Source organism: Metabacillus lacus (assembly GCF_009674805.1).
Lineage (GTDB): Bacteria > Bacillota > Bacilli > Bacillales > Bacillaceae > Metabacillus_C > Metabacillus_C lacus.
On the sequence record NZ_WKKI01000032.1, the window covers coordinates 11,688 to 26,256 of the forward strand.

The following is a 14,569-nucleotide window of genomic DNA, read 5'->3' on the forward strand; positions in this document are numbered from 1 at the left end:
ATGAACCTCTTTGCTCCTGCAAAGAGGTTTTTTTTATACAGTAATTGGCCCTGCACCAGCTTAGAACAGTAAAAAAAGCACTGCACTTTTTCTTAATCAAAGGAGGATATCACCATGAGCAAAGATTCAGCAGTTGTACTTGATATAAATGAAAAACCAAATCCCTTTATGTGGATCACACTCAGTTTTCAGCACTTATTTGCAATGTTTGGCGCTACCATCCTTGTCCCGTTCCTGGTTGGGCTGGACCCGGCGGTTGCTCTTGTGTCAAGCGGGCTTGGCACCATCGCATTCCTGCTGATCACTAGGGGGCAGGTACCCGCTTATCTGGGTTCATCATTCGCTTTTATTGTTCCCCTTATTGCTGCGCAGGCAGTCGGCGGGCCAGGAGGCGCTATGGTCGGAAGTTTTCTGGCAGGACTGGTATACGGAATTGTAGCGCTGATTATTAAAGCTGCAGGCCATAAATGGATACTGAACATTCTTCCTCCTGTGGTGGTTGGGCCGGTTATTATTGTAATCGGATTGGGCCTTGCCAATGTAGCGGTCAGCATGGCGATGAATAACCCGCAGGAAGAATACAGCACACTCTATTTCTCGGCTGCCCTCGTTACACTGGCAGCTACGATTATTGCATCTGTCTTTTTTAAAGGATTTTTCAGCCTGATTCCAATCTTAATTGGAATTGTAACAGGGTACCTGTACTCCCTCATGATTGGCATCGTCAATTTTCAGCAGGTAATTGAGGCAGATTTCCTGAAGGTTCCGGACTTTGTGATTCCGTTTGTCAACTACACACCTGCTTTTTCGTGGCAGATCGCGTTTCTGATGGTTCCAGTAGCAGTGGTGACAATATCAGAACATATCGGCCACCAAATGGTACTGAGCAACGTGACCAACAGGGACTTTATTAAAAAGCCGGGGCTGCACAAAAGTATTCTTGGAGATGGAGCAGCAACAATGATTGCCGCTCTTCTGGGCGGGCCTCCTAATACCACTTACGGAGAAAACATCGGTGTACTGGCAATTACCCGCGTCTATAGCATTTACATTCTTGCAGGTGCAGCAGTCTTCGCGGTTTTCTTCGGATTTATAGGAACCATTTCAGCACTTATCAGCTCAATTCCTACCCCTGTGATGGGCGGCGTATCAATCCTGCTGTTCGGAATTATTGCTTCATCAGGGCTTAGAATGATGGTTGAACATAAAGTGGACCTGGGAGATAAGAGAAACCTGATTATCTCATCTGTAATCCTTGTAATCGGTATCGGCGGTGCAATCCTGAGAATTTCAGAAAGCTTTGAACTGCATGGTATGGCACTTGCAGCAATCATAGGCATCGCGCTAAACTTGATCCTTCCTGGACGTCCGAAAGTGCAGGACAGCATTCTGATAACGAAAAATGATAATGACAATTCAGCAGCTTAAACACCTTTTAATACTGTCCAGAGAGGCAGCAAGGGTGCAGAACTGAAAGCTTGTTTCAGCATGACATGTGCTGATACAAGACTTTGGTATACTCACCCTGTGCTCCCGCACAGGGTTTTTTTTATAGGAAGTAAGCTTAAAACTAAGCAGAACATGCGCTTTTCTATTAAGGAGGAGAATGAAGATGAGAAATCTTACATCGTTAAGTGAATTGTCCATTCAAGAAATTGAGCAAATCCTTGCAGATGCAGCAGCATTTAAAAAAAATGAATTTTACTGGCAGCCCAACAGGCAGTTATTTATAGCGAATGCATTTTTTGAGCCGAGTACAAGAACCCGCTTCAGCTTTGAAGTGGCAGAAAAAAGGCTTGGCTGCCATGTATTGAATTTTGAAAGTGAAGGTTCCAGTGTTCAAAAAGGAGAGTCCCTATATGACACTGTGAAAACCTTTCAGGCAATTGGCGCTGATGCAGCAGTCATCAGACACACTGATAATGAATTTTATGACCAGCTGGCTGATAAAGTGGGAATTCCAATTATCAATGCAGGAGATGGATCGGGAAATCATCCAACACAGTCTCTTTTGGACTTACTTACCATAAAAGAGGAATTTGGAAGCTTTCACAACCTGACGATCTCGATACATGGAGATATAAAACACAGCCGTGTAGCCAGGTCTAACGCAGAGGTACTGAGCCGTCTTGGTGCCGATGTTCTTTTCAGCGGTCCACAGGAATGGCAGGATCCCCTGAATACCTCTGGCGTTTATGCTGATACCGAAGAAGCAATCAGGGTATCTGACGTAGTTATGCTGCTGCGTATTCAGCATGAAAGACATGAGCAGAAATCTTCCTCTGTTAAAAGTTATCTTGAAGAATACGGCCTGACAAGAAGCAGGGAAAACAGAATGAAAAGTTCTGCAATTATCATGCACCCTGCTCCAGTGAACAGAGGTACAGAAATAGACAGCGACCTGGTTGAGTGTGAAAAATCACGTATTTTCAAGCAAATGGAAAATGGCGTTTATGCCAGAATGGCAGTATTGAAGAGATCACTGGAAAATTCAAATATAGGAGCTGGTTTGCATGTTGTACGTGCTTAAAAATGGAATGTCCTTCGGAGAAAACGGAAAACTGGTGCCTATGGAGTACAAAATTCAAAACGGCATCATTTCTGAAGCAGCGGAAAAAGTTGATGCAGCAGATGCTAAAGTGATTGATCTGCAAAATAAACTGGTAGCGCCAGGGCTGATTGATTTGCATGTTCATCTTCGCGAGCCTGGCGGTGAACATAAAGAAACGATAGAAAGCGGAACAAAAGCAGCAGCAAAGGGCGGGTTTACAACGATTGCGGCAATGCCCAACACCAAACCCGTTCCAGACAATGCAGATCAAATGAAATGGCTGAATAAGAGGATAAATGAAAAGGGCTCAGTCAGGGTGCTTCCATATGCAGCGATTACGAGCAGACAGGCGGGCAAGGAGATGACTGACTTTGCTGGTTTGCTGAAAGAAGGAGCATTTGCTTTTACAGACGATGGAGTCGGGATTCAATCTGCAGGAATGATGCTGCAGGCAATGAAGTCAGCAGCGGAACATGGAGCAGCAATTGTTGCACATTGTGAAGACAATACATTGATCAACCGTGGTTCAGTCCATGAAGGAAAGTTTTCGGAGAAACATGGACTGAACGGAATTCCATCCGTTTGTGAATCAGTACATATAGCGAGGGATGTTCTGCTGGCCGAAGCAGCAGGATGTCACTATCACGTTTGCCATATCAGCACAAAGGAGTCTGTCCGTGCTGTAAGAGACGCAAAAGCGGCAGGCATCCATGTGACAGCAGAAGTAACGCCGCATCACCTGCTGTTAAGTGAGGAAGATATTCCGGATACGAATCCAAATTTTAAAATGAATCCCCCATTAAGAGGGCTTGACGACCAAATGGCTTTATTAGAAGGACTGCTTGACGGGACGATAGACTTTATTGCAACCGATCATGCTCCTCATACACAGGAAGAAAAGAATCAGGGAATGCAGCTTGCACCTTTTGGAATTACGGGTCTAGAAACAGCTTTTCCTTTACTTTATACCAATCTGGTCTTAAAGAATAAGCTTGAACTGCATACTCTGCTGAGTCTGCTGACCACAAAGCCGGCAGAGGCATTTCAGCTTCCGTACGGTAAGCTTGAAGCAGGATCACCTGCTGACATGACAATCATCGATCTGGAGCTTGAAAAAGAAATTGATCCCGGCGAGTTTCTATCAAAGGGTAAAAATACACCATTTGCAGGGTGGACCTGTAAAGGCTGGCCGGTTCTGACGTTTGCGGAAGGAAAAATTGTCTGGGAAGAAAGGGGAACTGTACAATGAAACGATTTCTGGTGTTAGAAGATGGAACAATATTTGAGGGAAAAGCGTTCGGCAGCCTTGAAGATACGATGGGAGAGGTCGTTTTTCAAACAGGTATGACAGGCTATCAGGAAGTGCTTTCTGACCCATCTTACTGCGGACAGATCGTAACACTTACGTATCCCCTCATCGGGAATTACGGCATCAATAGAGATGATTTTGAAACCATTTCTCCATTCATATCAGGTTTGATCGTTAAGGAATTGTGTGAGCTTCCTTCAAACTGGAGAAGCGAATACACACTGAATGATTATCTTACCTTGAAAAACATACCAGGACTGTGTGGGATTGATACCCGTAAGCTTACCAGGCTGATCAGGGAGCATGGCACATTAAAAGGAGCTTTCACCACTGATGAAAGCAAATTGGACCAGGTACTGGAAGATCTTCGAAAAAAAGTTCTTCCGCGGAATCAAGTCAGCATGGTTTCAACTGCTGCGGCTTACCCTAGCCCTGGAAGAGGACACCGGGTCGTACTGGTGGACTATGGAATGAAGCATGGCATATTAAGAGAATTGAATAAACGGGACTGCGATGTCATTGTTGTTCCTTATGATACGAGTGCGGAGGAAATTCTTCAATTGCGCCCAGACGGCGTGATGCTCTCAAACGGACCTGGAGATCCAAAAGATGTTCCACAAGCAGCAGAAATGATCAAAAATATCCTCGGTAAACTGCCATTGTTCGGTATATGCCTTGGACATCAGCTTTTTGCTCTTGCTTGCGGGGCTGACACTGAAAAAATGAAATTCGGCCACAGGGGCTCCAATCATCCCGTTAAGGAATTGAAGACAGGAAAAGTTGCGATTACCTCTCAAAACCATGGTTATACTGTTACGCAGCATTCTTTGGAAACAACCAGGCTGCAAGTGACACATACCGCATTGAATGACAGTTCTATCGAAGGTCTTTCACATAAGGATTTTCCTGCATTTACAGTGCAGTATCATCCTGAAGCATCACCAGGCCCGGAAGATGCAAATGGCCTTTTCAACGACTTCATCACGATGATGACAGAAAACAAGCTTAGAAAAGAGGGACTAACATTATGCCAAAGCGTATAGATATACAAAAGATACTTGTCATCGGTTCAGGCCCGATTATCATCGGACAGGCTGCAGAGTTTGACTATGCAGGCACACAAGCATGTATAGCACTGAAAGAAGAAGGTTATGAAGTCATCCTGGTAAACTCAAACCCCGCTACCATCATGACAGATTCCGAAATGGCAGATAAAGTTTACATCGAACCTCTCACGGTGGAGTTTTTGACAAATATTATACGCAAAGAGCGCCCTGACGCTCTGCTCCCTACTCTTGGCGGCCAAACTGCTTTAAATCTCGCAGTAGAACTATCAAATGCCGGTGTTCTTGAAGAGTGCAATGTAGAAATATTGGGCACTAAGCTGTCCGCTATTCAGCAGGCTGAAGACCGGGACCTTTTCCGCACCCTTATGAATGAGCTTGGGGAACCTGTTCCTCAAAGTGAGATTATTCATAATCTGGCGGAAGCAGCTGCCTTTGTAGAAGAAGTTGGCTATCCGGTAATTGTCCGTCCAGCTTATACGCTTGGAGGAACAGGAGGAGGCATTTGCAGCAACGAGGAAGAGCTGAAGGAAATCGTTGTGAGCGGTCTGAAGAGCAGCCCGGTTACTCAATGTTTGTTGGAAAAGTCGATTTCCGGCTTTAAAGAAATAGAATATGAAGTGATGAGAGATTCAAGCGATCATGCTATTGTGGTCTGCAATATGGAAAACTTTGATCCGGTAGGCGTTCATACAGGAGATTCCATTGTAGTTGCCCCAAGCCAAACGTTAAGCGACCGTGAATATCAGCTTTTGCGGAATGTATCTTTGAAAATTATCCGCGCTCTTAAAATTGAGGGAGGCTGCAATGTTCAGCTTGCGATGGATCCTGACAGCTTTCAGTATTATATTATTGAAGTAAATCCGCGTGTCAGCAGATCTTCTGCTTTAGCCTCTAAAGCAACTGGTTATCCAATTGCGAAGCTGGCGGCAAAAATCGCTGTCGGTCTTACACTAGATGAAATGAAAAACCCGGTAACCGGCACCTCTTATGCATGCTTTGAGCCTGCTCTCGATTATATTGTGAGCAAAATCCCGCGCTGGCCTTTTGACAAGTTCGAGTCTGCAAACAGACATCTTGGCACGCAGATGAAAGCGACTGGCGAAGTGATGGCAATTGGAAGAACATTTGAGGAGTCTCTTTTAAAAGCAGTCAGGTCACTGGAGGCAGACGTTGATCATATCGATTTGAAACATGCAGATAAATTTGAAGATGCACTGATTGAGAAAAGAATCAGAAAAGCTGGAGATGAACGCTTGTTTTATATCGGTGAGGCACTAAAGAGAGGCAGAAGTGTTGAAGAAATTCATAATTGGAGTGCAATTGATCGCTTTTTCCTTGAAAAACTTAAGAAAATAGTGGAGCTCGAAAAACAAATTGGTCAGCATCCTTTTTCTGTAGAGCTTCTTGAGGAAGGAAAAAAGTCAGGATTTTCGGACAGCAAGATTGCAGCCCTGTGGTCTGTACCTGAAAAAGAAATTTATGAATTTAGAAAACAGGCGCAGCTTATGCCTGTTTATAAAATGGTAGATACATGTGCAGCTGAATTTGAGTCTGCCACTCCTTATTTTTATGGAACATATGAAGAGGAAAATGAGTCGATCAAAACAGATAAGAAGAGTGTTATTGTTCTGGGCTCCGGCCCGATCAGAATTGGACAGGGAATTGAGTTTGACTATGCAACTGTTCATTCCGTCTGGGCTATTAAAGAAGCAGGGTACGAAGCAATCATCATTAATAACAACCCGGAAACAGTTTCAACAGACTTCAGCATCTCAGATAAACTGTACTTTGAACCGCTGACAATTGAAGATGTTATGCATATTATTGATCTGGAACAGCCTGAGGGTGTGGTTGTACAGTTTGGAGGACAAACTGCAATCAATCTGGCAGAGGGTCTGTCAGACCGTGGAGTTAAAATTCTTGGCACTTCTCTGGATGATCTTGATCGTGCTGAAAACAGGGACAGATTTGAACAAACAATGAAGGAACTTCAAATTCTTCAGCCTGAAGGAAAAACCGCAACCTCCATCTCGCAGGCGGCAGGAATTGCGGCAGGAATTGGCTATCCTGTTCTCGTTAGACCTTCATACGTACTGGGCGGCCGCGCAATGGAAATCGTTTATCAGGAGTCTGATTTAATCAGGTATATGGAAAATGCAGTAAGAGTCAATCCTCAGCATCCTGTGTTAATTGATAAATATCTCACAGGCAAAGAAATTGAGGTTGACGCCATCTCAGACGGCACCACTGTTGTGATTCCGGGGATCATGGAGCATATTGAAAGAGCGGGTGTTCACTCTGGAGATTCCATCGCCGTATATCCTCCTCAAACACTGAGTGAAGCTATGAAAAACAAAATCGAGGAATATACAATTAAGCTTGCTAAAGGGCTGAACATCATTGGTCTGCTGAATATACAGTTTGTTATCTCAAATGACGAGATTTATGTGCTGGAAGTGAACCCTAGATCCAGCCGCACTGTTCCGTTTTTAAGTAAAATCACTGATATCCCGATGGCCGGCCTGGCAACGAAAGTAATTCTGGGAGAATCTTTGAGAGATCTCGGTTACTCGACAGGAATTCAAAAGGAAGTACAGGGTGTTTATGTAAAGGTTCCGGTATTCTCTTTTGCTAAATTAAGAAGGGTGGACATTACGCTTGGTCCTGAGATGAAATCAACAGGAGAAGTGATGGGGAAGGATGTTACCCTTGAAAAAGCCCTTTATAAAGGTCTCGTTGCTTCCGGCATTTCTATCCAGAAATATGGTGCAGTGCTGATGACAGTAGCTGATAAGGATAAGCAGGAGGGGCTCGATATTGCCAGAAGGTTTCATAGAATCGGCTATCGTATTTTAGCGACCAGCGGAACGTGTGATTACTTGAAAGGCGAAGGAATTCCTTCTTCGGTCGTTAATAAAATTGAAGATGCTGAACCAAATTTATTAGATGTGATTAGAAATGGAGAAGCACAATTTGTCATTAATACGATGTCAAAAGGAAAACAGCCTGCCCGGGACGGCTTCAGAATCAGAAGAGAAGCAGTTGAAAACGGAGTACCATGCCTGACATCCCTTGATACAGCCAGAGCTATTTTAAGAGTTTTGGAATCAATGAACTTTTCAACAGATGCAATGCCGAAGACAAAACAGAGCAAAGAGGCGGTTATGCTATGAAGAAGGAGTTGATGGAGGTTCAAAGACAGGAGCAGCTCGCAGAATCTATCTTCCGCCTTGAGCTTTCCGGCACTCTGGTCAGACAAATGCAAAAGCCTGGACAGTTCGTTCATGTTAAAACAGGCGGGGCATACGCTCCGTTATTGAGAAGACCAATCAGCATAGCGGAAATAGACAATGAAAAAGATACGTTCACAATGATTTACAGAGCTGAGGGAGAAGGCACCCTCCAGCTCTCAGGTCTAAGAAAGGGAGATCAAGTGGATGTGCTGGGTCCGCTCGGAAACGGCTTTGATCCCGATGCGGAAATTCCGGGGACTACCGCTCTGCTTGCAGGAGGAGGAATCGGCGTCCCTCCCTTATATGAACTCTCAAAAAGATTGAAGAACCATGGAGTCAATGTTATTCATGTTCTCGGTTTTCAAAATGAAAGAAATGTTTTCTATCATAATGAGTTTGCAGCACTGGGAGAAACATACGTAGCAACTGTTGATGGCAGCTATGGCGAAAAAGGATTTGTCACAGATGTTATCAAAAATAACAATCTGGTATTTAACAGTGTGTTTGCTGTAGGCCCGAATGTAATGCTGAAGGCAATGGAGAATTCATTTCCTGACAATAGGATGTTTTTATCACTGGAAGAACGGATGGGCTGCGGTATTGGTGCATGCTTTGCATGTGTATGCAAGACTGCTGAGGGAAGCTATAAAAAGATCTGTGTGGATGGGCCGGTATTTCAAGCGGGAGAGGTGTTGATTCCATGTTAAATGTCAGTTTGCCGGGTTTGGAACTCAAAAACCCAATTATTCCAGCTTCAGGCTGCTTTGGCTTTGGAAAAGAGTTTGCACAGCTATATGACCTGAGCAAGCTTGGAGCCATCATGATCAAAGCAACAACTGCAGAAGTACGATTCGGCAACCCGACACCGAGAGTTGCTGAAACCCCGGGAGGCATGCTGAATGCAATCGGCCTGCAAAATCCAGGCCTTGAAAAAGTGCTTTCAGAGGAACTGCCCCGTTTGGAACAATATGATGTGCCGGTAATTGCCAACGTAGCCGGCTCTGCAATTGAAGATTATATTGAAGTAGCAGAAAAAATCAGCAGTGCGCAAAACGTTCATGCTCTGGAACTAAATATCTCCTGCCCCAATGTAAAAACAGGTGGAATTGCTTTTGGCACCTCCGCTGAAACAGCAGGAAAATTAACATCAGCAGTTAAAAAAGTGTCAAGTGTCCCAATATACGTGAAGCTGTCTCCCAATGTCACAAATATTGCCGATATTGCTAGAGCAGTAGAAGCAGCAGGTGCTGATGGCATAACGATGATTAATACGCTTCTTGGCATGAGGCTGGATCTCAAAACAGGAATACCCGTCCTGGCAAATAAAACAGGCGGACTATCAGGCCCTGCAGTAAAACCCGTTGCCGTGAGAATGGTATATGAGGTAAGTCAGGCGGTAGATATTCCTGTTATCGGCATGGGAGGAATTCAATCAGCAGAGGATGTATTGGAGTTCATGTATGCTGGTGCAAGTGCAGTCGCAGTCGGCACCGCCAATTTCGTAAATCCTTATATATGTCCAGAAATCATTGAAGAATTGCCCCATACCCTGAAGAAATATGGCATTTCACATATTACTGAGTGTGTTGGAAGGAGCTGGAAGCATGAACAAAAACCCGCTTATAGTCGCCCTTGATTTTCCGGATAGCGAAGCAACATTGGAGTTTCTTGCTCATTTCTCCGGTGAGCAGCTGTATGTAAAAGTCGGCATGGAGCTTTATTACAAAGAGGGTCCAGCTGTGATTGAGACTCTGAAACATCAGGGCCATCACATATTTCTTGATTTAAAGCTCCACGATATACCGAACACAGTAAAGTCAGCTATGAAAAATCTTGCTGTGCTCGGTGTTGACTTGGTGAATGTTCATGCCGCCGGGGGCAGAAACATGATGGAGGCAGCAATAGAAGGACTGGAAGCTGGAACAAAGCCTGGTGCAAAGAGGCCATCCTGCATTGCTGTTACCCAGCTTACCAGCACGTCTGAAGAAATGCTTCACCATGAATTGCTCATACCTGGTTCTTTAGAGCACACAGTATTAAAATATGCAGAACTAGCTCATGCAGCTGGCCTGGATGGGATTGTCAGTTCTGTTCTTGAAGTGCCTGCAATTTATTCTATTCTTCCTCACAGCTTTTTGACTGTTACCCCAGGCATCCGGGAATTCGGGGCAGCTAAAGCAGATCAGGTAAGAGTGGCAACTCCGCGTTTTGCCGGAGAGTCTGGGGCGTCTGGCATTGTAGTAGGAAGGTCAATCACAAGAGCGGATCATCCAGTTGAGGCATATAAAAGAATTTCTTCAGAATGGGAGGATGCAGTCAATGAAAGAAAAAATAGCTCAGCATTTATTAAGCATTAAGGCAGTATTTCTCCAGCCGAATGATCCTTTCACATGGTCAAGCGGGTTAAAGTCACCTATATACTGCGACAACCGGCTGTCACTGTCTTACCCTAATGTACGCAGGGATATAGCAAACGGTTTGGCCCAGCTGATAAAAGAAAAGTATCCCGATGCGCAGGTGATTGCAGGAACGGCAACAGCAGGTATACCACATGCAGCCTGGGTCAGCGACTTGCTTGATTTGCCGATGTGCTATGTCAGGAGCAAGGCGAAAGAGCATGGAAAAGGGAATAAAATAGAAGGAAGCGTCACAAAAGGCCAGAAAGCAGTAGTAGTAGAAGATCTCATTTCAACAGCGGGCAGCGCTGTCAGTGCAGCTGAAGCATTAAGAGAAGCCGGCTGTGAAGTACTGGGGATTGTATCAATATTTACATATGAACTCTCAGCAGCTGAAGAAATATTAAAGAGTGCAGATGTATCAAATGTATCACTATGCGATTACTCTGCACTGATTGAAACAGCGCAGGCAACTGGCTATATTACAGAAGTGGAACTTCGAAAATTAAGGAAATGGCGGGAAAATCCCTCAAGTTCAGAATGGATGGAAATATTTTAGCTATACAAAAGCACACAACTATCAAACCCGTCCTAAATATAAGGACGGATACACTTTGCATGTGCAAAATCTGAAAACCCTGCTGCCGTTGCTGCAGCAATCATGATGTCTTCGTTACAGCATTTCCCGAACGAGAAAGCCCACTCCTTCAGGTGTCGGATGAAAGTGAGGTCAGATACGGAGTGCCTCTAAAACCAAAGTTTTGAGGTGCTTCAAGTATCTGAAAAATACAGTTCCAGTTGAGTAATTTTTTGCTTTGGGGTGGGAATCCCATTGCTTCAGCTGTGGGAGCAGTCAAGAATTGCTTATGAGAAGGCAGCGGTACTGCTCGTACAAAAGCCTTGTGCAGCCGCTCCTATAGTGAATGGGCTTTTTAAACAGCGGCCCATCGTATACAAAAGAATGAAACTCCCCATTCTCCCCGCAGCGGTCTACTTCGGCAGGAAGGTTTGTTAACAAGCTGAAATCATAAGGTGCTCCAAGATAGCTGTCACTCAGCTTCTTGGTATCTATACAGGTGATAATCGCACGAAATCCCTCCTGTATAAAACGCAGAGAAAGCTGATCTGTATTGCTTCCCCATAGGGGGAAAAATGCCTTCAGCCCGATCTGCTTCATGACCTGTTCCCTGTATTGCCTGATTTCCTCTAAAAAAATGTCTCCATACACCACTCCGGTTATTCCTTGTTGCTTTGCAGTAAGCAGAACAGCAAACAGAGCTTTTTCGTATTCAACATTGCTTGCTGCTTCCGGCATGCTTATTGTTGTTAAAGGTACTCCTAGAGATTCTGCCTGCATCCTGACAATTTTGGAGGAAATTCCGTGCATGGAGACTGCATTTGATTCATTATTCACAATGGTCAATAATCCGGCAACCTCATACTTCAGAACAGTTTCTGCAAACAGCAGTGCCATTGCAGAGTCCCTGCCGCCGCTCCAGGAAATCAGCACTTTTTCCCGCATTAACATCAGTCCCTTCCTATGTATCTTACATTATAGCTTGGCAGCTTGAGAAATACATGAAAGAGGGTTGTCTCAAACTCTTTAAAAAAAGAGGAAGCAGCCATGCTTGAAGATATTTTTTCTGCGGAAAGAGACAACGGTATTGCACCAAAAAGGGGTTGAATAAAAAGGGGGATTATGATAAGGTAATAATAATTATTTTTGTTCGGTAATGTTAGATGATTTCTTTTTTAAGATACCCCGTCTTGAATGTTGTAGAGCAAGAATAGTAATATAAGTGCAGATTTTTTTATCTGCTGCAGGAGGAATTTTCATGTTAGAAGGAAAAGTAAAATGGTTCAACGCTGAAAAAGGTTTTGGTTTTATCGAAGTTGAAGGTCAAGAAGATGTATTCGTTCACTTCTCCGCTATCCAAGGCGAAGGCTTCAAATCTTTGGAAGAAGGCCAAACTGTTACTTTCGAAATCCAAGATGGCGCTCGCGGCCCTCAAGCTGCTAACGTACAGAAGTAATTATACAAAACTCCCTGAAAAGGGAGTTTTTTTATTTCTCCCTATATAAAATGTGATTAGCAGAGGCATTTAACAGATCATCTTTAGGCAGACTCCATTTAACAGGGTTATAAAAACTTGGTCCATTATAGATTCTCAAAAGCTCAACAGAAAAAAGCTCTCCGCGTTGGAGAGCTTTTTCCTGTTGAACAACTGCTGCTGTTTTCATTATTTTGCAGCTGCTTTTAATGCGATGACTAGATCTTCGTCAGGTGTCACGAATACGGTTTGCTGTCCTTCATAAATCACAAATCCCGGCTTGGCTCCGCTAGGCTTTTTAACGTTCCTGACTGCTGTAAAATCCACAGGTACAGAGCCGGAGCTTTTTGCTTTGCTGTAATAAGCTGCAATATGAGCCGCCTGTAGAATCGTTTCCTCTGAAGGATCCGCATCCCGAATGACAACGTGCGAGCCGGGAATGTCTTTAGTGTGAAGCCAAATATGATCTCTTGCAGCGGCTTTATTGGTCAGGTATTCGTTTTGAATATTATTTTTGCCAACCAGAATGTCCGTACCATCCGTCGATTGGTATTTTTCAAGAACTGGTGTTTTTGATTTATTTTTTTTGCTGCCTTTAACTATTTTCTTCTTAATATAACCTCCTGACATAAGCTCTTCCCTGATTTCTTCTATATCTTTTGGGGAAGCAGACTCCAGCTGCTGCAGGATATTGTCAAAATAGACAACCTCTTTTTCTGCAAGGTGAATTTGCTCCTGAACGACGGCAACAGAATTTTTAGCTTTCTGGTATCTTTGAAAATAATTCTGCGCATTTTCTGATGGTGTTTTTAGAGGATTTAAAGTTATGTTGATAACAGGGTTTTCCTCATCATAATAATTGATGACTTCCGCTTCTTTATCTCCTTTTGTCAAAGCGTACATATTTGCAGTAAGAAGTTCCCCATAGAGCTGGTAACGATCAGCTTTTTCGGCATCTCCAAGGGTTTTTTCAAGTTTTTTTATTTTATTGATATTTTTCTTTTTTTCATTGGCGGCAAATCGCTCCAAATCATTTGCCTGCTGCTTAACCCGGTCTCTCTCAGCTTTTCCATGATAGTAGCGGTCCAGCAGTTCGCTGAGGGCAGAAAAAACCCGCTGTTCTCCGCCGATGTGCTGCAGCTCTATCATATAAAAATACTCTTTACCCCCACTTATCTGCATCCGGGGCTGAATACTTCCGTCTTTAACAGCTCTCATGAGAGAAACAAACGCACCTGGCAGTGTGGCACGATTGGCTAAGCCGGCTCTGTAGACGGCTTCCTGAGCAAACAGCGGAGATACGCCTGCAAACTGGTCAACAAGCTGCCGGCCCAGCTTCCCCGCATTATAATCGAGCTTTCTGATTACGGTTTCCTCTTCTGCAGTAAACGGATTGATTTTATCCTGTTCAGGAGGAAGTACATACGCTTGGCCAGGCATAACTGTTCTATGCCGGTTCACAGCAGGAGATACGTGTTTGATGCTGTCGAGAATAACGTTTTTTTCGCTGTCAGCAAGAATGATATTGCTGTGTCTTCCCATAATTTCTACAATGAGTTTTCTGTATATAATATCTCCAATTTCATTTCTTCCTCTTATATGAAGAATGATGATGCGCTCCATGTCAACCTGTTCAATTTTTTCAATAATACCACCTTCTAAATGTTTCCGCAGAAGCATGCAGAACATGGGAGGTTCATTCGGGTTATCGTATGGCTTTTCAGTGAGGTGCATTCTAGCGTAACTTGGATGAGCTGATATGAGCAGCTTAACATTTTTTCCTTTTGCTCGAATTTGAAAAATCAGCTCATTCTTATAAGGCTGATGAATTCTTGTAATTCTTCCGCTATCGAGTTGGGCACGTAACTCCTCAGCCATCGTATATGTAAACAATCCGTCAAAAGACATAATCAAAACTCCTTCTTTCTACAGCCGCCAAAGAGTTCTATGCGGCTTCATTCA

Annotated in this window: 13 protein-coding genes; 10 read left to right on the forward strand and 3 right to left on the reverse strand. The window is 43.8% G+C overall.

Annotation, left to right across the window (positions count from 1 at the left end):
• Positions 1-114 precede the first annotated feature (114 nt).
• The 9 genes from GJU40_RS14525 (at position 115) to pyrE (ending at position 11,115) form a co-directional block, all read left to right on the forward strand.
• Complete coding sequence (locus tag GJU40_RS14525; protein WP_154308798.1) at positions 115-1,428, forward strand: solute carrier family 23 protein; 1,314 nt, start codon at positions 115-117, stop codon at positions 1,426-1,428.
• A 184-nt stretch (positions 1,429-1,612) separates the two neighbouring features.
• On the forward strand, positions 1,613-2,530 hold the full coding sequence (locus tag GJU40_RS14530) for an aspartate carbamoyltransferase catalytic subunit (protein WP_154308799.1): 918 nt from the start codon (positions 1,613-1,615) through the stop codon (positions 2,528-2,530).
• Positions 2,514-3,800 carry a dihydroorotase gene (locus tag GJU40_RS14535; protein WP_154308800.1) on the forward strand — a complete coding sequence of 429 codons (1,287 nt, stop codon included), beginning with the start codon at positions 2,514-2,516 and terminating at the stop codon, positions 3,798-3,800. The genes GJU40_RS14530 and GJU40_RS14535 overlap by 17 nt, the downstream gene beginning before the upstream one ends.
• Positions 3,797-4,903, forward strand: coding sequence for a carbamoyl phosphate synthase small subunit (locus GJU40_RS14540; protein ID WP_154308801.1), 1,107 nt, complete (start codon positions 3,797-3,799; stop codon positions 4,901-4,903). The genes GJU40_RS14535 and GJU40_RS14540 overlap by 4 nt, the downstream gene beginning before the upstream one ends.
• A complete protein-coding gene (gene carB, locus GJU40_RS14545) occupies positions 4,888-8,100 on the forward strand; it encodes a carbamoyl-phosphate synthase large subunit (protein ID WP_154308802.1) in 3,213 nt (1,070 codons plus the stop codon). Before GJU40_RS14540 ends, carB begins: the two co-directional genes overlap by 16 nt.
• Entirely contained in the window at positions 8,097-8,867 is a 771-nt protein-coding gene (locus GJU40_RS14550; protein WP_154308803.1) for a dihydroorotate dehydrogenase electron transfer subunit, read from the forward strand. Before carB ends, GJU40_RS14550 begins: the two co-directional genes overlap by 4 nt.
• A complete protein-coding gene (locus GJU40_RS14555) occupies positions 8,861-9,796 on the forward strand; it encodes a dihydroorotate dehydrogenase (RefSeq protein WP_154308804.1) in 936 nt (311 codons plus the stop codon). The genes GJU40_RS14550 and GJU40_RS14555 overlap by 7 nt, the downstream gene beginning before the upstream one ends.
• Entirely contained in the window at positions 9,765-10,517 is a 753-nt protein-coding gene (gene pyrF, locus GJU40_RS14560) for an orotidine-5'-phosphate decarboxylase (RefSeq protein WP_154308805.1), read from the forward strand. The genes GJU40_RS14555 and pyrF overlap by 32 nt, the downstream gene beginning before the upstream one ends.
• On the forward strand, positions 10,480-11,115 hold the full coding sequence (gene pyrE, locus GJU40_RS14565) for an orotate phosphoribosyltransferase (protein ID WP_154308806.1): 636 nt from the start codon (positions 10,480-10,482) through the stop codon (positions 11,113-11,115). Before pyrF ends, pyrE begins: the two co-directional genes overlap by 38 nt.
• A gap of 294 nt (positions 11,116-11,409) precedes the next feature.
• On the opposite strand, the gene GJU40_RS14570 is transcribed toward pyrE, so the two are convergent.
• Entirely contained in the window at positions 11,410-12,084 is a 675-nt protein-coding gene (locus GJU40_RS14570; protein WP_154308807.1) for a Dph6-related ATP pyrophosphatase, read from the reverse strand.
• A 307-nt stretch (positions 12,085-12,391) separates the two neighbouring features.
• Between GJU40_RS14570 and GJU40_RS14575 the strand changes: the two genes are divergently transcribed.
• Positions 12,392-12,589, forward strand: coding sequence for a cold-shock protein (locus tag GJU40_RS14575; protein WP_154308808.1), 198 nt, complete (start codon positions 12,392-12,394; stop codon positions 12,587-12,589).
• Between the two features lie 31 nt (positions 12,590-12,620).
• Here the strand turns inward: GJU40_RS14575 and GJU40_RS14580 are convergent, their stop codons facing one another.
• Together GJU40_RS14580 and GJU40_RS14585 are read right to left on the reverse strand one after the other, a co-directional pair.
• Positions 12,621-12,797, reverse strand: a complete 177-nt coding sequence (locus GJU40_RS14580) for a hypothetical protein (protein ID WP_154308809.1) — start codon at positions 12,795-12,797, stop codon at positions 12,621-12,623.
• Positions 12,797-14,515, reverse strand: coding sequence for an Rqc2 family fibronectin-binding protein (locus GJU40_RS14585; protein ID WP_154308810.1), 1,719 nt, complete (start codon positions 14,513-14,515; stop codon positions 12,797-12,799). The genes GJU40_RS14580 and GJU40_RS14585 overlap by 1 nt, the downstream gene beginning before the upstream one ends.
• Between the last annotated feature and the right edge of the window lie 54 nt (positions 14,516-14,569).